Source organism: Litchfieldia alkalitelluris (assembly GCF_002153425.1).
GTDB lineage: Bacteria > Bacillota > Bacilli > Bacillales > Salisediminibacteriaceae > Evansella > Evansella alkalicola.
The window spans coordinates 2875301-2895621 of record NZ_KZ119600.1; the positions used below are offsets into that span (position 1 = coordinate 2875301).

Consider the following 20321-nt stretch of genomic DNA (forward strand, 5'->3'; position numbering starts at 1 on the left):
GCAGTTTTTTATTAATTACATTTGGAAAACTTCAGATTACTTCAAATTTCTAGCAGAGTCTGATATTCCCCTCATCATTCTTTCACAATTTAAAGATGAGACTAGCTTTGGTATAATAGGTAGGTATCCCGTCTGACAATTAGGGATTATTGCTAACAAGATAATAAATATTATATTGCCTTTAGGAGGTGTACATATATGTCATTTGATGGAATTGTCACTCGGGCAGTTACCCACGATTTACAAAATAAAATCATAACTGGCCGCATCACTAAAATACATCAACCATATAAAACAGACTTAGTTATTACAGTTCGTGCAAACGGAAGAAACCATTCCCTTTTCCTATCTGTTAATCCATCTTTTTCGAGGTTTCATCTAACCAATGAAAAATATGAAAATCCGAAAGAACCACCAATGTTTTGCATGCTATTACGAAAGCATTTAGAAGGTAGTATCTTGCAAGGAATTGAACAGCAGGGATTGGAAAGAATTGTAACATTCTCCTTTAAAGGGAGAAATGAACTAGGGGATGTGTCTTACAAAAAGTTAATCATAGAATTAATGGGACGTCATAGTAATATTCTATTTGTAGATACGGATAGTTCCACAATAATAGATAGTATTAAGCATATTCCACCGTCCGTATCATCCTATCGAACAGTATTACCTGGTCAAGCATATAAAGAACCACCTCATCTAGATAAGCTGAATCCATTGGAAGCAACGGAAGATGATTTAAAGAGAAAATTACGATTTAATATGGGGAAGGTGGATCAACAGCTAATTGATACGTTCAGTGGCTTCTCTCCACAAGTAATTAAAGAGATTATGTATAGGGCAAAATTCTCTAATCAGGAGACGATTCCCCCTGCCTTTTTTGAAGTACTTCAACCAATTAAAGGTCATCAATACACCCCTCAAATGGTGATTGGTGATAAAGAATATTTTTCTGTTATTCATTTATCCCATTTAAATGGACAAAAAAAGGAATTTGACTCTGTACATGAATTACTTGATCGGTACTTTCATGGTAAGGCAGAACGTGATCGTGTAAAACAACAAGCAAATGATTTAGAGAAATTTTTAAGAAACGAATATAACAAAAATAAGAAAAAAATTAAGAAGCTAGAGAAAACCTTAACAGACGCAGAAAAAGCACAAAAACAGCAGCACTTTGGTGAGCTCTTAACTGCTCATATGCATTTAATAAAGGGGGGCGAAAAAGAGATTACGGTTACGGACTATTATGACCCTGACCAGAAGGAAGTCACTATTCCCCTTGATATTCAAAAGTCTCCTTCAGAAAACGCGCAATTGTATTTTAAACGTTATCACAAGCTAAAAAATTCAGTTGCTGTTGTGGAAGAGCAAATTGAAAAAGCAATCGAAGAGATGGAATACCTTGATCAAATCATTCAACAGGTGGAGACAGCCGCGCCTAAGGACATTGAAGATATTAGGGATGAGCTTGCTGAAGAGGGTTACTTAAAGAAACGGGCCCAAAAGAAACAAAAGAAAAAAAATGAAAAACCTGTTCTCGAACACTACGTATCTTCAGAAGGTATTGATGTATTTGTTGGAAAAAACAACAAGCAAAATGAGTATTTGACAAACCGACTAGCACGACAAAATGATACATGGCTTCACACAAAAGATATTCCTGGATCTCATGTAGTCATACGCAGTGAGGAATTCGGTAATGATACCTTGATGGAAGCAGCTAATCTTGCAGCCTACTTTAGTAAAGCGCGTAGTTCTAGTCAAGTTCCTGTAGACTACACTCTAATAAGGCATGTAAAAAAACCAAACGGATCTAAGCCTGGGTATGTGATTTATGATAATCAAACTACGGTATATGTAACACCAGATGAAGAGGTAGTTAGAAAGCTAAAAAAATAATTTTCACGTCAGCTAAATAAAAAAGAAGAGGCGGAACTTCATATATGATATGAGTCCCAGCCTCTTCTAGTTTTTTATCCAGCATCCAGAACTTTAAATTGTGCTTTTACAAGGGAATAATACTCCCCTTTTTGTTCCATTAACTCTTCATGATTCCCTTGCTCGATTATATTACCTTGTTCCAAAACGATGATATTATCAGCTTCGCGAATCGTAGATAGACGATGGGCGATCATGATTGCTGTACGTCCTTTAAGGAGACGTTTTAATGCTTCTTGAATGACTTGCTCAGTCTCTGTATCAATAGAGGCTGTCGCTTCATCTAAGATTAAAATTTGTGGATCAGCTAATAAGGCACGGGCGAAGGATAACAGTTGTCTCTCTCCAACTGAAAGGACGTTACCCCTTTCTTCCACTTCTGTATCATAGCCGTTTTTTAGCTGAGTTATAAATTTATCAGCACCTACCGTTTTAGCAGCCTCAATTACTTCCTCATCCGTTGCACTAGGGTTTCCAAATCTAATATTATCCATGATCGTACCAGAGAAGATAAATGTATCTTGAAGCACGATACTTACTTTTTCACGAAGACTTTCAAGGGAGATGTCCCTCAAATCGTGACCATCTAAAGTAACTCTACCCTTAGTCGGATCATAGAAACGCGTAATTAGATTAACAATCGTTGTTTTACCGCTTCCCGTATGGCCAACGAGGGCAACTGTAGAACCAGGATCCATCGTCAAGCTAATATTATTTAGTGCTTTTCGCTCTTCATTATAAGCAAATTCAACGTTTTCAAATTGAATTTTCCCATCAATTTCTTTCAGTTTCTTCGCTTTTGCTTTTTCAGGAACAGATGGTTTTTCATCTAAAAACTCAAATATTCTTTCTGAAGACGCCATTCCGACTAACAATTGATTATAGACTTGACCTAATCGAGATATTGGCTCCCAGAACATTCCAATGTAAATAGCGAATGACATGAAGTCCCCAATTGTGATGGAACCATTTTGAATCAAGAATACCCCATACCAAAGTAAGACTGCTGTCCCAATGGCACCACTCATTTCAACAAATGGACGGAACATCGCATTTTTTTGAGTAGCATTTCTCCATGCTTGGAAATTTTCATGATTCATTTTATTAAAGAATCCAATATTTTCTTTTTCTTGTGTATACGATTGCGTAACTCTTATCCCTTGAATACTTTCATTCAAGTGGGAGTTAATTATTGCCTGCTTAATCCTTACATCTTGCCAAGATCGGCGAATTTTCCTTCTTAGCTTCGTTGAGATTAAGAACATGATTGGTAAAATAACCATTATGGCTAAAGTTAGTTCTGGACTAATAACAAATAGTAAGAAAATAATCCCGAACAGCATAATTAAGTCCATCAATAGATTAATAACCCCGTTTGTAAACAAATCTTGAAGTGAGTTAACATCGTTAGTCACCCTAACAAGGATAGAACCAGCTGAACGTTGATCAAAAAAGCGGTGTGATAACCGTTGAATGTGATCAAATAGACTTTTTCTCAAATCAAAAATAACATGCTGTCCCACTTTGTTCATATAAAATATTCTAAGGGCGTTCCCAATCCATTGAAGTAAATAAAGGACAACTAAAATACCAACCATTAACCATAAAAAGTTAAGATCTTGATACTCTATAATGTTGTGCAAGGCATAACTACCAATTAACATTGGTGCTGCGAGTCTAACAGCAGTAGCCAAAAACATCCCTAAAATTGCTAAGGGCAGTAATTTCTTTGTGTAGGGCTTTAAATAACCAAGTAAACGGTACATTTGCTTCCAGTTGAAAGGCTTCTCTATTGCTGTATCCGTAGAATAATGGAAACGTTTAAGGGTCCTGTCTTCTGTGCTTTCTTTTTCTTCATTTACGTATGTTTTGTTTTCTTCTTTATTTGACAAAACTGTTCACCTCCCTACGCTTCTTGTAAAAATGATTTCCTATCTTTAAATTGAATTTCATAGATATGTTGATAATGTCCGTTATTTTTTAATAACTCTTCATGTTTTCCTCGCTCTACAATCTCCCCGTTATCTAATACAATGATTTCATCTGCATGCATAAGGGAAGAAATTCGATGTGCAATAATGAACGTTGTTCGTCCTTTCATTACTTCTTTAAATGCAGCTTGAATTTTTCCTTCTGTTTCCATATCTACTGCACTTGTTGCATCATCTAAGATTAAAATACTAGGGTCAATACAAATTGCCCTTGCAATGGCGATACGTTGTTTTTGACCACCTGAAAGGCCCATTCCCCTTTCACCTAAGATCGTGTCGTATCCATTTGGTAAGTCCATAATAAAATCATGAGCTTGTGCCCGTTTAGCTGCATCAATGATTCTATCCATTGAAACCTCTGGTGAACCATAAGATATATTATCTTTAATGGAGGAGGAGAATAAGAATGACTCTTGCAGTACAACACCGATATTATGTCGGACTGACTTTAATGTATAATCTGTTAATGGGTGTCCATCAATTAATATCTCCCCACGGTTCGGTTCATAGAATCGAGATATAAGTTGCGTAATTGATGTTTTACCGGAACCTGTTGCCCCAATTAAGCCAATTGTTTTCCCTGGTGGTGCATCAAAAGTAATGTTTTTCAAGGCTAACTCATCTTCACTGTCATATCGATGAGAAACATTATTAAATTGAACATGACCTTCTAATCGCTCCACTTCAATAGCGCCATCATTGTCAAAAATATCCTCTTCCTCATCTAATACTTGCAACAATCTTTCCCCCGAAGCTTTTGACTGAGAAAACATGTTTACAATAAATCCTAAGCCCATTAATGGTCCAATAATGTACCAAACTAGACTAAAGAAAGCTCCGAGTACACCTGGTGTGATCTGTCCATTAATAACAAGCCAACCACCATATCCTAATAAAACAACGACACAAATGTTACCGATAAGCTCCATAACTGGGAAGAACTTCGCCCAGATACTTGAAGTGTAAATAAACTTATCTTTGTAATCTGAGTTTTTCTCATCAAATCGACCGATCTCAAAATCTTCTTTTGATAATGACTTAACTGTATTCATCCCACTGATGTTTTCCTGTACTTTCGTGTTCATATTTGCAAGTGACTTACGAATGTTTCTAAAAGCTGGATGTACTTTTTTGTCAAAACGATAGACCGTAATAACTAAAAATGGCATTGCACCTAAAGTTAGAAAGGCTAGGCTAGGGCTAAAATAGAACATAATGCCTAAACTTAAACCTACTAGCATTACTAAGTTAATTAATTGTGCGAACCCAGCAGACAAAAAGAAACGGAATCCCTCCACATCTGCAGTCAAGCGTGACATGAGGTCCCCCGTTCTAGCGTTATCGTAATAGCGAAAAGGTAAAAATTGCAATTTACGATATAGGGCGTTTCTCAGTTCGTATACTGAGCGGATTCCAAAGAGTTCCCCAAGAAATTGATGATAATAAACTGCAACGCCTTTAAGTGCAGTTATTAATAGAAATCCAAGAGATACGTATGGGACCAAATGATATTGTTGATCAAGCACAATATGGTCAATCGTGACCTGCAGAATTATTGGATAAATAACTGTAAACCCTGTCACTAACAACAAAAGAAGAATAGAAATAAAGAAATACCGCTTATACGGCCAATAAAACTCCTTTAAGCGCTTAAATGTATCCAAACAATACACCTCCTAGTTTTACTTGATACTTTTAGGTAACTACAAATCTCTTAAACATTGTTCCTTAAATTGAAAGATTGTGATAATAATAAGTTCCAACAAGAAATCTACAAAATTTTTAAAAGAGACAGTATTAATAATATATCGGTTTCCGAAATATTTTTCTACATCATAAAACCATCTTATTTGAGCATTTTAAAGGTTTATATTTCATTTTCGTTAGAATAGTGCCAATTTTATCACATTTACTCTTGTTTTCATATTATCAACAATTGGCATTGGCTAATGGGGAAAGAAGAAGATAGATGAAGGTGATATTTTTCCGTACTTCACAACTATATTGATAAAAATCCATGTTTAGAACAAAAAAAAAGGGGCAGGGGCAGACTTTGTCGATGAGACTGAAGTCGAGCCCTGCCTATTTTTTCAATTATTTAACTGCGTATGATATGAGTGCAATATCGTCAAGGCACTTGTACTGCCTAATTGCTGAAAAACCAGCTTCGGTAAAAAGTGATTTCATATCTTCTTCTCGTATATGGCGTCTGCGCGAAATCCTTCCCCATTGTAATAAGCTATCTGATTCCGGTTTATTCAATCCCCATTGAGTGGCTTTTTCTTTTGCCACATATTCATCTAGATGCTCGCTAGGATTTAACAATCCAATTCTTCCACCTTGCTTTAAAGTGCGGTGCATTTCATTTAGGGCTTTGCTTGGATCTGGTAATAAGAATACAACACATGTAGAAAAAACGAAGTGAAAAGTATGTTCATCATATGGTAGCTCCTCCGCATCTCCGACGAGAAAACTAGGAGTATGATGAAATGTATAAGAGTGAGACAGCATCTTAGCTCGTTCAATCATACCTTTAGAAATATCTATACCGAAAATATTAGTGCTTGGAGTAGCTCCCCTATATAAAAATCGACCAGTCCCACATCCCACGTCAAGGACATTACATCCACTCCAGCTACCTGTATCATCAATTAACTTATTGTGGAGCTTAGAAAGCCAAGTGCTTTGGGCCATTTGATCAAAAAAGTCAACTCGCTGATCAAATTCTTCAGATGGTATTTTTCTCAAGAGAAAGCCTCCTCATTATTAAATGGACCAGTTTTGTGGGTCTTCTCGCCATCTTTCAAGCAGCTTTAGTCCACTGTGATCTATACCACCATTTTTTAATGCTTCTTCTAATAGAACGGAGAAGGTTGTTAAAGAATGGTATGTTAATTTTTCCGCTTCAAATGCTTGCTTCCCTTTATTTAATTCATATGTGAAGATGGCGCTTATACCTAAAACATTTCCACCAGATTCTGTAACAGCATTTGCTGCTTGAATGGAAGAGCCACCTGTTGAGATTAAGTCCTCAATAACTACAACTTTCTTTCCTTCTTCTAGTAATCCTTCAATCATATTTCCTTTTCCGTGACCTTTTGCTTTAGAACGCACGTAAATCATTGGTAAGTCTAATCGGTCTGCCACCCACGCTGCATGTGGGATCCCGGCAGTAGCAGTTCCTGCAATTATTTCTACTTCAGGGTATTCCCTCTTAATGAGTTCAACAAATTGGTCAATAATTTCGTTTCTAATTTCAGGATAGGACATAGTTAATCGATTATCGCAATATATTGGTGATTTTAAACCTGAGCTCCATCTAAACGGGTCCTGTGGTCTTAATGATACTGCTCCTATTGATAGTAGTGCTGATGCAATCTTTGCTGAACTCATATTATACACTCCATTCCCTTTTATATTGTAAATATGCTTCTATTGGATCGTTAGCCCGGGTGATTCCCCTTCCTACGACGATGGCACTTGAACCCATCTCAGCAGCCATTCCAGGAGTTACTACCCGATGTTGGTCGTTCACTGCATCTGTTTCCCTACGAATTCCAGGTGTAACTGTGTAAAAATCATCACCAATGTTCTCACGAATAGCAGGTACTTCCTGTGCAGAACAAACAACACCATCTAGCCCCGCCTCTCGAACACTATGACAAAGATGTAATACGGAATCCTTTAGTGTGGACTGAATATTAAGCTCTTTCTTCATTTCTTCCTCAGACATACTAGTTAACTGAGTTACAGCAATACACATAGGTACTTTTTCAGGTGATTTCGCACCTTCCTTCAATCCCTCTATTGCAGCTTTCATCATTTCAATACCACCCATAGCGTGTACATTAACTAAATCAACCTCTAATGCTGCTAACTGTTTCATAGCTCGCTTTACTGTAGTTGGGATATCGTGGAGTTTCAAATCTAGAAAAATTTCATGTCCCATTTCTTTCAATGTTTTAATAAGTGGAGCTCCTTCTCGGTAAAACAGCTCCATACCTACCTTTACAAAGAGTGATTCCCCTTTAAATTGCTCTAAAAAATGAAGAGCCTCCTCCTTCGTAGGAAAGTCCAAAGCAATAATTAACGGTTGCTGTTGCATAATGCACTGCTCCTTCCAACAATCGAACTGAGGGTATCAATACCTAGTTCATCCATACGTGTTTCTAATCCATCTATCAGATTCGGACATGCAAATGGATCAACGAAGTTTGCTGTTCCTACTGCAACAGCACTGGCACCTGCCATCATAAATTCTAAAATATCATCTACTTCAAAAATACCGCCCATACCAATGATAGGAATATTAACAACTTGACTAACATCGTGGATCATTCGAATTGCCACAGGCTTTATTCCGGCCCCTGAAAGTCCACCAGTTCGATTAGCTAGTATAGGTTGACCCGTTTTAAGATCGATTCGCATTCCGAGCAACGTGTTAATCATACTAAGACCATCTGCCCCAGCACCTTCAACTGCTTTCGCAATCTCAACAATATCTGTTACATTGGGAGAAAGCTTTACGTATACTGGTACATTTGACACTGCTTTCACTTGCTCTGTTAAATTCGCTGCAGTGGAAGCACTAGTACCAAATGCAATTCCCCCCTCTTTCACATTAGGGCAAGATATATTTAATTCGATAGCATTTACATTTTTCACTTTCGAGATTTGCCTTGCTACTTCTTTATAATCTTCTGGTACATTACCAGCTATATTAACTACAATTGGAGTATCAAATTTCTCAAGCCACGGTAGTTCATGCTCTAGGACGTGCTCCAAACCAGGGTTTTGCAAACCAATGGCGTTAAGCATTCCACCTGGAGTTTCTGCTACTCTTGGTGTAGGATTACCTGCGCGCTGTTCTACTGTAACAGCTTTTACGCAAATTGCACCTAAACGATTTAAGTCGTAGAACTTCGCATATTCTTGTCCAAAGCCAAAACACCCTGAAGCTGGCATCACTGGATTTTTCATTAATAAACCTGGTAGTTTTACTTCTAAACGACTCATATTCTCACCTCTCCAGCCTTGAAAACAGGACCATCACTACAGATTTTCGCATATGTTTTCCCAGTTTCAGTATTTGGTTCTGTGTAATCACATACACATGCTAAACATGCACCAACACCGCAGCCCATTCTTTCTTCTAAGGAGATAAATCCAGCAGTTACTGCTTCTGATTCAACTGCACGGAGCATTCCTTTAGGGCCACATGTGTAAAACACATCATAGGATAGACCTTTAAATGCATTTGTAACGAATCCCTTTATCCCTTTTGATCCGTCCTCTGTTGTGATAATTACTTCGCCTAACTGCGCAAACTCTTCCTCTAGGAAAATATCGCCTGCATTCCTAAAGCCAAGTATCGTGATTACCTTTGCACCTTTATTAGTAAGTTTTTTCGCAAGGTAATAGAGGGGAGGAATCCCTACCCCTCCACCTACTAATAAACAAGTATCATTTTCTTTTACATTCTCAATGGGAAATCCTTCACCAAGTGGTCCTAGTACGTTGACCGAATCGCCAATATTTTTTTCACTAAGTAGCTTTGTGCCTTTCCCTTCAACACGATAAATCAAAGTTAATTCTTCTTTCTCAAGATTCACATCACAAATACTTAATGGCCTTCGTAGCATAGGATCAATTCCCTTATCCACCTGGACATGAATAAATTGTCCAGGGGATTTTAATGCTATTGCTAACTCTCCGGAAAGTGTCACTTTAAATATTTTTGGTGCCACTTCTTTCTGTTCAGTAATTTTCATATCTTCCGTTCTCATCGTCATACTTTGGCCAACTCCTTTTTCGCAGGCTGACCAATCGCCTCTGCTGAAAATGTGATTGTTTCAATGACTCTAAGTAGTGCTTCAGCTGTATCCATGGACGTCAAACATACAATCCCTCGTTCTACTGCCTCCCGACGAATTCTGAATCCATCCCTTGCCGGCTGCTTCCCTTTAGTGAGGGTATTAATGATAAATTGTACATGGCCACCTTCTATAACATCGAGCATATCTGGTGTTTCTCCACCAATTTTTGAAACAACTGTTACTGGAATATTTTCTTCTTGTATTCTTCTCGCCGTTCCTTCTGTAGCAAGTAGTTTATAGCCGATACGGTGGAATCTCCTAGCAAGGGCCATTGCTTCCTCTTTATCTTTGTCCGCTAATGTAAATAAGACAGATCCGTGAGTAGGTATTTTCATACCTGAAGCGATGAGTCCCTTAAATAATGCTTTTTCAAGGGTGTAATCACGTCCCATTACTTCACCTGTAGATTTCATTTCTGGTCCTAGTGTTATATCAACACTTCTTAACTTTGCAAAAGAGAATACAGGCACTTTCACTGAAACAATATCTGGTTCAGGGAGACACCCTGTCTTATAGCCTTGATCCTTTAAGCTTTGACCAAGAATGGCTCTTGTAGCCAAATTAGCCATATTTAGACCCGTTATTTTACTCAAAAATGGTACTGTTCTACTTGAGCGAGGATTTACCTCGAGTACGTAGAGCTCATCTCGGTGGATAACAAATTGAATGTTTAGTAATCCTATAATTTGAAAGCCTCTTGCCATTCGAATCGTGTAATCTATTAACTGCTTTTTTAACTTTTTACTGATATTTTGTGGCGGATAAACGGCGATGGAGTCTCCAGAGTGAACACCAGCTCTCTCAATATGCTCCATGATTCCAGGTATTACCACTGTTTCGCCATCAGAGATTGCATCTACTTCAATTTCTTTCCCAATCAAGTAACGGTCAATTAATACTGGGTGCTTTTCATTAACTTTTACTGCCCGTTCCATATACTTTAAGAGATCTGTCTCGTTATAAACAATTTCCATAGCACGTCCCCCGAGGACATACGATGGTCGAACTAAAACAGGGTATCCTATACCGTTGGCAATATCGATAGCTTCAGCTACTGATGTTGCTGTTTTCCCCTTTGGTTGAGGGATTTCAAGTTGCATTAATGTTTGCTCGAACTTATCACGGTCTTCAGCACGGTCCATGTTCTCCAGTGACGTACCAAGAAGCTTTACTCCCCTTACTTCTAAGTCTGCTGCAAGGTTAAGGGCTGTTTGTCCGCCAAATTGGACGATTACGCCTTCAGGTTTTTCATGTTCAATAACATGCATAACATCTTCAACTGTTAAAGGTTCAAAGTATAGCTTATCTGAAATCTGGAAATCAGTTGATACTGTCTCTGGATTGTTATTAATGATAATCGCTTCATAGCCTGCTTCCTGAATCGCTTTTACGGTATGCACTGTTGCATAGTCAAACTCAATTCCCTGACCAATTCGGATTGGGCCAGATCCAAGTACTAATACGGAAGGCTTAGCAGTTAGTACTGATTCATTTTCTTCCTCATAAGTTCCGTAATAATATGGCGTTTCAGATGCAAATTCTGCAGCACAAGTGTCCACCATTTTATAGACAGGTTTTATGTTATGCTCTCGTCTAAATGCTTCCAGTTCTTCTACTGATGCTTGAAGGAGATGAGCAAGTTCCGTATCTGAAAAACCGTATTTCTTTGCTGTTTCTATGATTTCAACATTCCAAGGTTGATTGATAATTTCCTTTTCAAGTTCAATAATCCGTTGAATTTCATAAAGGAAAAATCGATCAATTTTTGTCATTGAATGTAGTTCTTCAATATCATAACCAAGTCGGAATGCTTCGGCTACATAGATAATTCTCTCATCATCAGCATCAACAAGAAGTTTTCTCAGCTCTTCGTGGGAAACTACTTTATTAGTTGTAAAACGTAAGTGGTTAAGATCAACCTCTGTAGACCTAATTGCTTTTAATAATGACTCTGGAAGGTTCCTACCAATTGCCATTACCTCTCCAGTTGCCTTCATTTGTGTACCAAGCTTCCGGTTAGCTGCGTCAAACTTATCAAAAGGCCAGCGTGGAATCTTTGTAACCACATAGTCTAAAGCTGGCTCAAAGCTTGCATATGTTGTTAAAGTAATTGGGTTTTTACATTCATCTAAATGGTATCCAACGGCAATTTTTGCAGATAGTTTAGCAATTGGATAGCCTGTTGCTTTCGATGCAAGGGCCGACGAACGACTTACCCTTGGGTTAACTTCGATAATATAGTAATTTTCACTGTGTGGGTCCAGGGCAAACTGAACGTTACATCCCCCTTCAATTCCTAGAGCACGAATGATTTTTAAGGACGAATTTCTTAATATTTGATATTCACGATCTGTCATGGTTTGACTTGGAGCAACTACGATCGAATCCCCCGTATGAATGCCTACTGGATCAATGTTTTCCATGTTACATACTACGATAGCTTGGTCATTTCCATCACGCATAACTTCGTATTCTATTTCCTTAAAACCTGCAATACTCTTTTCTATTAAGCATTGATTTACAGGGCTTTGATGAAGTCCCCCTGTAACAATTTCCTTCAATTGTTCTTCATTATATACAAGTCCGCCACCAGTTCCCCCTAAAGTATAAGCTGGTCTTACAATGACAGGGTAACCGATTTCTTCAACAAATTTTTGTGCTTCTCCTAATGTATGGATAATATCACTAGGTGGCACTGGCTCATTCAAATCATTCATAAGCGTTCTAAATTGTTCACGATCCTCCGCTTTTTGAATCGCATCAAGATTCGTTCCAAGAAACTGCACACCATACTCATCTAATATACCTGATTCAGATAATTCAACAGCTAAGTTTAAACCAGTCTGGCCACCTAAAGTTGCCAATAGCCCATCAGGCTGCTCCTGGCGTATGATTCTACTAACAAACTCTAATGTTAATGGTTCAATATAGACACGGTCTGCCACTGTTTCATCTGTCATGATTGTAGCAGGGTTAGAGTTTACTAGAACAACTTCGAATCCTTCCTCCATTAATGCTTGACATGCTTGAGTTCCTGCATAATCAAATTCCGCTGCTTGACCGATAATAATCGGACCTGAACCAATTACTAGTATTTTCTTAACATCTTGTCGTTTAGGCATGTGTGATCTCCTTTCTAGCTGCGTGAGCTTGTAGCATTGACTTAAACTCTTTAAAAAGACCCTTCGCATCTTCTGGTCCAGGAGATGCCTCTGGGTGGTACTGCACACTAAAAATGAGTTCTTCACTATGACGGAAACCTTCAACGGAGCCATCGTTAACATTGATATGTGTAATTTCCAATTCCGTTTCGATTAAACTATCTGCATCAACGGTATAGCCGTGATTTTGTGACGTCATTGTTATCTGTCCCGTACGTAAATCCTTTACAGGGTGATTACTACCTCGGTGTCCAAATTTCATTTTTACCGTTTTCCCCCCATTAGCTAGTGCTAGAAGCTGGTGGCCGAGGCAAATACCAAACAGTGGTACCTCCCCGATAAGATCCTTTACCGTTTCAATTGCTTCCGGTACATCAGTTGGATCCCCAGGACCATTACTTAATACAACTCCGTCTGGCTGCATAGATAGAATGTCAGTTGCTGATGTGTTATATGGTACAACGATCACTTCGTATCCTTCAGAAACAAGATCCTTTAAGATTCCCTTCTTCACACCGAAATCCATAAGTACAACCCTTTCCTTATGTCCAGGGTTAATAAAACGATTTTTAATAGAGACACGTGATACTTGATCTTTCATTAAATCCATTCCTTGAAGCTCTTCTACTACACTTGAAACATCTATGTCCATGGAGCATATACGCCCTTTTAACGTACCGTTATCACGGATCATTCTTGTGAGTTTTCGAGTATCAATTCCTTCAATTCCTGGTATATCATGAAGCTTTAACCATTCATGGATAGAAAGATTTGCACGAAAATGACTCGGGTAAGCTGCTGCTTCCTTGACGATTAACCCATGAATACTAGGGGTAATGCTCTCAAAGTCATCACGATTTACCCCATAGTTACCAATTAAAGGATAAGTCATTGTTATTATTTGTCCGCAATATGAAGGGTCTGACATAATTTCTTGATAACCTGTCATACCTGTATTAAAAACTACCTCACCCGTTTTCTCTTGTTCACTTCCGATAGCTTTTCCTATAAAGATTTCTCCGTTTTCCAGTACTAATTGACGTTTCATGCTTTAGCTCCCTCCATTTTCCAAGCAATTTCTCCTGATGCTATTGTCATCGTTGGCCAACCTGTTAAAGCAAGGCCTGCAAATGGGGTATTTTTACCCTTTGATAAAAAGTTTGTTGGGTCTACTGTATCTTTTTTCTCTATATCTATCACTGTAAAATCTGCAAAGCTCCCTTTTTCTAAAACTCCATATGGCAGCTTAAATGCATCTGCTGGCTTCTTCGTTATCCACTGAATCAATTCATACAATTCTATAATTCCAGTTTTCACAAGTTTCGTATATAAAAGTGGAAATGCAATTTCTAGGCCTACGATACCAAAAGGGGCTTCCTCCATTGAAAGTGCCTTATCCTCTGCAGTATGAGGTGCATGATCTGTTGCTATAAAATCTATTGTTCCGTCCCTCAAGCCATCAATCAATGCCTGACGATCATCGGCCGCCCTAAGAGGCGGGTTCATCTTATAATTTGTATCTCTTCCTGGAATGTCTTCATCACAAAGGATCAAATGGTGCGGAGTGACTTCCGCTGTTACGTTAATCCCTGCTCGCTTCGCATCTCTTATTACCCTCACTGATTCCTTTGTACTCACATGACAGACGTGGTAATGGGCACCAGCTGCTTCTGCTAATAGAACATCTCGAGCAATGTGTACGGACTCGGAGGCAGATAGAATTCCTGGTACACCACTCTTTTCTGAAAAACTTCCTTTATGAACCGCACCCCCATATAATAAGGAGTTATCTTCACAATGAGCAACGATGGCTCTACCTAACTTTGAAGCCTTTACCATTGCTTCGTACATTTTTCCTGCTTCTTGCACACCAACCCCGTCATCAGTGAAAGCAAATGCTCCCAATTCAACTAACTGCTCCATATCTGTTATTGTTTTGCCTAATTGCCTTTCTGTGATAGATGCATATGGTAAGACTCGGACATGACCTTTCGCTCTCATAGCTTCATTGATTTGAGAAAAATGCTCAGGTGTATCTGGAACTGGGCGTGTGTTAGGCATTGCTGCAATGGTAGTGAATCCCCCTCTTGCCGCAGCTAATGTCCCTGTCTCAATTGTTTCCTTTTTTTCTCCACCTGGTTCACGAAGATGAACGTGTAAATCAACAAATCCTGGTGAAACAAGCTGATTGTTTAAGTCAATGATTTCATCAAAGCTATCTTCTATAACAGGCGAATGATGTATTTCTTCAATTCTTCCTGTATGAGAATTAACTTGGATGTGAATTTCTTGTTTTTCCCCAGACTCCTTTAGTGTGTATCCGTTCTTATACAATACGTTCATATGATTTCTCCTCCTCAACGTCTATGTTTAGTGCATATGCCAGAACTTCTTTTCTAACTTTCACACCATTTTCCATCTGTTTAAAAATTCTAGAACGTTCACATTCTACTAGGTCACTTGCTAGTTCCACATCTCTGTTTACTGGTGCTGGGTGAAGAATGATCGCATTTTCCTTCATTTTCTTTTCTCTTTCCAAAGTTAATCCGAATTCCTGATGATAAGCTTCCTTCGTCCATATATCTTCTTCGTTATGTCGTTCAGTTTGGATCCTAAGCATCATCATGACATCAGCCAGTTCAACAGCTTCATCCATCGAAAGGACTTTTCCTCGCGTGATTTTGTCGTCCATCCAAGCCTTTGGTCCCGAGAAAGAAACCTTTGCCCCAAGCTTACGAAGGATATTTGCGTTTGTTCGAGCTACCCTACTATGCCGTATGTCTCCACAAATCACTACGTTAACACCTTGAAAAATGAGAAACTCTTGTTGAATGGTTAATAAGTCTAAAAGAGACTGGGTTGGGTGATTTCCTGAACCATCTCCTGCATTAATAATTGGAATATTAATTCCTTCTAATTGTTTATAGTAAGCATCCATTGGATGTCGAATGACAACTGCTTTACAACCGATTGATTCTAATGTTTTAACTGTGTCATAAAGAGTTTCCCCTTTTTGCACACTTGAATGTTCCACATCAAAATGTAAGGAGTGGAGGCCAAGCTCCTTCTGGGCCATCTCAAAACTGCATTTCGTTCTCGTACTTGGTTCAAAAAATAAATTTGCAACGGTTTGAGGTGGTGTTTCCCTTGTAATATATGAGCCCTGGCTATCTGCTCTTACCAGCAATCTTTCAATCTGATCAACTGTTAAATCATCTAATGTTCGTAAGTGTCTCACTACTACCCTCTCCTTTTATAAAATGATGGAATATAGGGCAAAAAAACAGCACCCTATATATTCAGATAGGGTGCTCACGTCCATTAGCCATTTATATTGGTAATGGTGGGTATTCGTAATGTAGGCAAACCAACCGATCAGCCTACCTACTTACACATACCCTTGTGCCACCCTTTCAAGTCTCACGGGACTTAGTTAAAGGATGTTTCTATTTATCATTGTCCTTTAATTCAACGCTATCTAAGCTTTGGAACATTTCTTCTGCATTTTTGATGTAAGGTCTGCCAGGTAAAACAAGATTTAAGATAATCCCGACGATGGACGCTAAGGCCATTCCTGGTATTTGAACGGTATCAGTAATTTGGATAAATGCTCCTCCAATACCGATTACTAAAATAACAGAGGAGATGATAAGATTACGCTTTTCACCAATATCCACTTTGTTATCAATTAACATGCGAAGACCATTTGAAGCGATGATCCCGAAAAGTAAGATGGACACCCCACCCATAACTGCATCTGGAACGGTGGAAATTAATGCTGGTATCTTCCCAATAAAACCGAATACGATTGCGATAACTGCTGCACCACCGATAACAAAGACGCTGAAAACTCTTGTTAAAGCTACAACACCGATGTTTTCTCCGTAAGTCGTATTAGGTGGCCCTCCTAAGAAGGAGCTAATCATTGTTGCAACACCATCACCAAAGATAGAACGGTGCAGACCTGGTTTTTCCACAAAGTTCTTTGACACGATTTTACTTAATACCATCTGATCACCAATATGTTCTGACAATGTTACGACAGCGATAGGAACCATGATGAACAAGATTTCCCACGAGATAGATGGTGAATAAGTCACAAAAGGTACGATAAAATCTGGAACTTGGAACCATTTTGCATCTAGCACTGGTTGAAAATTAACTAAACCTTGAATACTGGCTACGATATATCCTCCCACAATCCCAATCAATATTGGAATGAGACCGAAGAATCCTCGGAAGAATACAGCACCTACTACAGTTATTAATAAAGTTATAATTGCTACTGAAAAGTGTGCACCACTGTAACTTTCTGTTACTGGATCGATCATGGCCATATCGATAGCGACTGGCGCTAATCCGAGACCAATTACCATGATGATTGGCCCAACGACTATTGGTGGTAATAAATTAAGTAGCCAACGTACTCCTGTTGCTTTGATAAACAATGCTACTATTCCGTATACAACTCCGGCAAAAAAGCTTCCTACCATTACACCCTCAGGGCCACCGATACTTATTCCTGCAATAATCGGTGTTATAAATGCAAAGGAAGATCCTAAATATGCTGGGATTTGTCCTCTTGTAATAATCAAGTAAGCTAATGTTCCAAGACCACTTGAAACTAATGCTACTGCTGGACTTAATTCAACGATCATCGGTACAAGGATTGTTGCACCAAACATGGCAAACAAATGTTGTAAGCTAAGTACTAACCATTTATGCAATTTTGGGACTTCGTTTATTCCTACTGTTGTTTGTTCTTTACTCATTTTTTCTCCTCCTTGTATTGAGGGGTAATTGTATTCGCTTATCTCTTTCTTTTTGCGCTTACCGCCTCATACAAAAAACCTCTTTGCTGTTCAAAGAGGTATCTTCGTTAACCTACACTATTTTTCCATAGTTAGGTTAGGAGTATACCCCTTGTCAGTCTCACAGTACTGATTTAAAGGGAGGTTTTTTGTTTAATAATTACTTCATCATTTCCATCAACTTCTACAAGCTTTGCTACTACTACTTCTGATTTTGACGTTGGTACATTCTTCCCTACGAAGTCTGGTCGAATTGGAAGTTCCCGATGGCCTCTGTCAATCAAAACGGCCAATTGAATTTGTGATGGGCGTCCTAGGTCAATAAGTGCATCTAGAGCAGCCCTGACTGTCCTTCCTGTGAATAATACATCATCTACAAGAATTACTTTCCTGTCCGTAATATTCACATGGATATCAGTTCCTTTTAGTTCAGGTTCATTATCTTTTGTTTTCTTTGATAAGTCATCTCTGTATAAAGTGATATCCACTTCTCCTACAGCAATGCTCTGTCCTTCAATCTGTTCAATACGTTCCGCTAAACGTTGAGCGATGTAAATTCCCCTTGTTTTAATCCCAACTAAGATGCAGTCACTTACACCTTTGTTTCTCTCAATGATTTCATGGGCAATGCGTGTTAATGCTCGGCGAATGGCTTGTTCATCTAAGATAGCTTTTGTCATCTTTTCCCCTCCTTTTGCATTGTGGAGGATCCCTTTATGGTACAAATGGTATTTTGGGTAATTTGTAGGGCGGATAAGTATTATACCCATGCCTCCATACAAAAATCCCCCCTTGCCAATAAGACAAGGGGGGCATAAATACACAGTTGTATCCTAGGTAGACATATCATATGTCTGTGCCCTTCCCAGCCTCACGGGACTGATGTTAAAGGTATCCGTATTAAACTCTTTTGTTATTATGTCATTCTTGTCGTAGTTTGTCAACGATCAATTTTTCTAAGTTCTTCTATACACGCTTCCATATCATTAGGAATAGGCGTATGGAAAATGACCTCTTCATTAGTCCGCGGGTGTATAAAACCAAGTGTTTCAGCATGAAGGGCCTGACCTTCAATCGGAAATTTATGGTGTTTTCTCTTTGGACCATATTTTGGATCGCCAACAATTGGGAAACCAATGTACTTCATATGGACACGAATTTGATGTGTTCTACCAGTTTCTAGTTCACAAGAAACAAATGTATGATTGTTAAATCGCTCAATTACTTGAAAGTGTGTAACAGCTTCACGACTGTTTTGATCTGTTACTGCCATGCTTTGACGGTCCTCAGGGTTTCTACCAATCGGGGCATCCACTGTGCCTTTATCATGAGGAATCACTCCCGCAACGATGGCATAGTACCTACGTTTAGTAGTCTTATTTTTCAATTGTTCAACTAAGGATTCATGTGCCATGTCATTTTTTGCAACCATAAGTAGACCGGATGTATCCTTATCAATTCTATGAACAATACCTGGGCGTAATACACCATTTATTCCAGATAAATCTTTACAATGGGCCATTAATCCATTAACTAATGTACCTTTGTAATGTCCTGGAGCAGGATGAACAACCATTCCCCGTGGCTTATTCACAACAAGCACATCTGAATCTTCAAAGACAATATCTAGGTTTAATTCTTCTGGTTCCACATTTAAAGGTTCTAACTCGGGCTCTGTGATTTCTATTTCGTCTCCAATGGCGATTTTATAATTGTTCCTAACGTTTTCTCCATTTACCATTACGTTGCCGTCCTTTATCCATTGTTGAATCAAAGAGCGAGACCATTGCGGGAACTGGTCTGTAATGTATTTATCAATCCTGATGCCTTTTTCTTCTGTTTTCAATGTGTATGTTTCCATTATTATGACTTCCTTTGTTGTTTTTCTTCTAAGATTACATAAATGATTAGCATGATGACACCAGTGACTAGGGCCATATCTGCTACGTTAAAAATAGGATAGTTATACGTAAAAATATATACATCTAAAAAGTCTACTACTTCACCATGAAATAACCTATCAATAAAGTTCCCAATTGCCCCACCAAGGACTAGTCCGAGGGACGTACCAAACCAACGGTTCCCTTTTACCTGTGTTTGTACATAGTATATGATAACAGCCGTAACAATAAATGTTGCAATGAAAAATAACCACATCTGTCCTTGTAAAATCCCAAAGGCTGCTCCTGAATTCCTATGTGATGTTAAATGAAAAACACCTTCGATAATAGGAATACTTTCCCTCAATTCCATATTTTCTACAACTAACCACTTTGTTAGTTGATCTATTGCAATAACAATCACGGCTAAAATGTAATAAAACACACCGTCTCCCCCATTCATTCTCTATGTAATATCAATTTTTGTTACTTTTATTTCCTTTATGCATTTTAGCATAGCCTATATATAAAAAAAAGGACATGTTATAAGAAAAGCGTAACCGCCTATGATTACGAGCGTAGGGCAATGGAGAAAAAAAGGCCGCCAGGGGTAGGGCATAATACCCCACCGCTCCGAGACGGCCATCTACATATTAGTATT

The 20321-nt window shown here is 38.5% G+C and carries 16 protein-coding genes; 1 reads left to right on the top strand and 15 read right to left on the bottom strand.

The genetic code is table 11. The features are described 5' to 3' along the window. The first annotated feature begins 198 nt into the window (after positions 1 to 198). Positions 199 to 1902 carry an Rqc2 family fibronectin-binding protein gene (locus BW724_RS13780; RefSeq protein ID WP_088075767.1) on the top strand — a complete coding sequence of 568 codons (1704 nt, stop codon included), beginning with the start codon at positions 199 to 201 and terminating at the stop codon, positions 1900 to 1902. 74 nt (positions 1903 to 1976) lie between these two features. Here the strand turns inward: BW724_RS13780 and BW724_RS13785 are convergent, their stop codons facing one another. From BW724_RS13785 to lspA, 15 genes are all read right to left on the bottom strand, one after another. Then, entirely contained in the window at positions 1977 to 3833 is a 1857-nt protein-coding gene (locus BW724_RS13785) for an ABC transporter ATP-binding protein (RefSeq protein WP_088075768.1), read from the bottom strand. Between the two features lie 14 nt (positions 3834 to 3847). Further along, entirely contained in the window at positions 3848 to 5596 is a 1749-nt protein-coding gene (locus tag BW724_RS13790) for an ABC transporter ATP-binding protein (protein ID WP_088075769.1), read from the bottom strand. A gap of 430 nt (positions 5597 to 6026) precedes the next feature. Further along, a complete protein-coding gene (locus BW724_RS13795) occupies positions 6027 to 6680 on the bottom strand; it encodes a class I SAM-dependent methyltransferase (protein WP_088075770.1) in 654 nt (217 codons plus the stop codon). 18 nt (positions 6681 to 6698) lie between these two features. Next, positions 6699 to 7325: an orotate phosphoribosyltransferase gene (gene pyrE / locus BW724_RS13800; protein WP_088075771.1), complete on the bottom strand. Its 627-nt coding sequence runs from the start codon at positions 7323 to 7325 to the stop codon at positions 6699 to 6701. 1 nt (position 7326) lies between these two features. Next, on the bottom strand, positions 7327 to 8037 hold the full coding sequence (gene pyrF / locus BW724_RS13805) for an orotidine-5'-phosphate decarboxylase (RefSeq protein ID WP_088075772.1): 711 nt from the start codon (positions 8035 to 8037) through the stop codon (positions 7327 to 7329). After that, positions 8019 to 8948 (bottom strand): dihydroorotate dehydrogenase, encoded by a 930-nt coding sequence (locus tag BW724_RS13810; protein ID WP_088075773.1) that lies wholly within the window; start codon positions 8946 to 8948, stop codon positions 8019 to 8021. The genes pyrF and BW724_RS13810 overlap by 19 nt, the downstream gene beginning before the upstream one ends. Further along, positions 8945 to 9718, bottom strand: a complete 774-nt coding sequence (locus tag BW724_RS13815) for a dihydroorotate dehydrogenase electron transfer subunit (protein ID WP_088077929.1) — start codon at positions 9716 to 9718, stop codon at positions 8945 to 8947. The genes BW724_RS13810 and BW724_RS13815 overlap by 4 nt, the downstream gene beginning before the upstream one ends. Before the next feature lie 2 nt (positions 9719 to 9720). Continuing rightward, a complete protein-coding gene (carB, locus tag BW724_RS13820) occupies positions 9721 to 12930 on the bottom strand; it encodes a carbamoyl-phosphate synthase large subunit (RefSeq protein WP_088075774.1) in 3210 nt (1069 codons plus the stop codon). After that, complete coding sequence (gene carA / locus BW724_RS13825; RefSeq protein WP_088075775.1) at positions 12923 to 14017, bottom strand: glutamine-hydrolyzing carbamoyl-phosphate synthase small subunit; 1095 nt, start codon at positions 14015 to 14017, stop codon at positions 12923 to 12925. Before carA ends, carB begins: the two co-directional genes overlap by 8 nt. Continuing rightward, entirely contained in the window at positions 14014 to 15312 is a 1299-nt protein-coding gene (locus BW724_RS13830) for a dihydroorotase (protein ID WP_088075776.1), read from the bottom strand. The genes carA and BW724_RS13830 overlap by 4 nt, the downstream gene beginning before the upstream one ends. Next, entirely contained in the window at positions 15296 to 16207 is a 912-nt protein-coding gene (locus BW724_RS13835) for an aspartate carbamoyltransferase catalytic subunit (protein ID WP_088075777.1), read from the bottom strand. Before BW724_RS13835 ends, BW724_RS13830 begins: the two co-directional genes overlap by 17 nt. A gap of 208 nt (positions 16208 to 16415) precedes the next feature. Continuing rightward, a complete protein-coding gene (locus BW724_RS13840) occupies positions 16416 to 17741 on the bottom strand; it encodes a solute carrier family 23 protein (protein WP_088075778.1) in 1326 nt (441 codons plus the stop codon). 173 nt (positions 17742 to 17914) lie between these two features. Further along, the gene (gene pyrR, locus BW724_RS13845) at positions 17915 to 18460 is read right to left on the bottom strand and encodes a bifunctional pyr operon transcriptional regulator/uracil phosphoribosyltransferase PyrR (protein WP_088075779.1); all 546 of its coding nucleotides are present in this window, start codon (positions 18458 to 18460) and stop codon (positions 17915 to 17917) included. A 260-nt stretch (positions 18461 to 18720) separates the two neighbouring features. Then, the gene (locus tag BW724_RS13850; RefSeq protein WP_088075780.1) at positions 18721 to 19641 is read right to left on the bottom strand and encodes an RluA family pseudouridine synthase; all 921 of its coding nucleotides are present in this window, start codon (positions 19639 to 19641) and stop codon (positions 18721 to 18723) included. A gap of 2 nt (positions 19642 to 19643) precedes the next feature. Beyond that, positions 19644 to 20105, bottom strand: a complete 462-nt coding sequence (gene lspA / locus BW724_RS13855) for a signal peptidase II (protein ID WP_088075781.1) — start codon at positions 20103 to 20105, stop codon at positions 19644 to 19646. Positions 20106 to 20321: the final 216 nt, after the last annotated feature.

Excerpts from the sequence above, each read along its gene's own strand:
- pyrF (WP_088075772.1), bottom strand. The coding sequence starts at position 8,037 with ATGCAACAGCAACCGTTAATTATTGCTTTGGACTTTCCTACGAAGGAG.
- BW724_RS13815 (WP_088077929.1), bottom strand. The coding sequence starts at position 9,718 with ATGAGAACGGAAGATATGAAAATTACTGAACAGAAAGAAGTGGCACCA.
- BW724_RS13830 (WP_088075776.1), bottom strand. The coding sequence starts at position 15,312 with ATGAACGTATTGTATAAGAACGGATACACACTAAAGGAGTCTGGGGAA.
- carB (WP_088075774.1), bottom strand. The coding sequence starts at position 12,930 with ATGCCTAAACGACAAGATGTTAAGAAAATACTAGTAATTGGTTCAGGT.
- BW724_RS13780 (WP_088075767.1), top strand. The coding sequence starts at position 199 with ATGTCATTTGATGGAATTGTCACTCGGGCAGTTACCCACGATTTACAA.
- BW724_RS13810 (WP_088075773.1), bottom strand. The coding sequence starts at position 8,948 with ATGAGTCGTTTAGAAGTAAAACTACCAGGTTTATTAATGAAAAATCCA.
- BW724_RS13840 (WP_088075778.1), bottom strand. The coding sequence starts at position 17,741 with ATGAGTAAAGAACAAACAACAGTAGGAATAAACGAAGTCCCAAAATTG.
- carA (WP_088075775.1), bottom strand. The coding sequence starts at position 14,017 with ATGAAACGTCAATTAGTACTGGAAAACGGAGAAATCTTTATAGGAAAA.
- BW724_RS13850 (WP_088075780.1), bottom strand. The coding sequence starts at position 19,641 with ATGGAAACATACACATTGAAAACAGAAGAAAAAGGCATCAGGATTGAT.
- pyrE (WP_088075771.1), bottom strand. The coding sequence starts at position 7,325 with ATGAGTTCAGCAAAGATTGCATCAGCACTACTATCAATAGGAGCAGTA.
- pyrR (WP_088075779.1), bottom strand. The coding sequence starts at position 18,460 with ATGACAAAAGCTATCTTAGATGAACAAGCCATTCGCCGAGCATTAACA.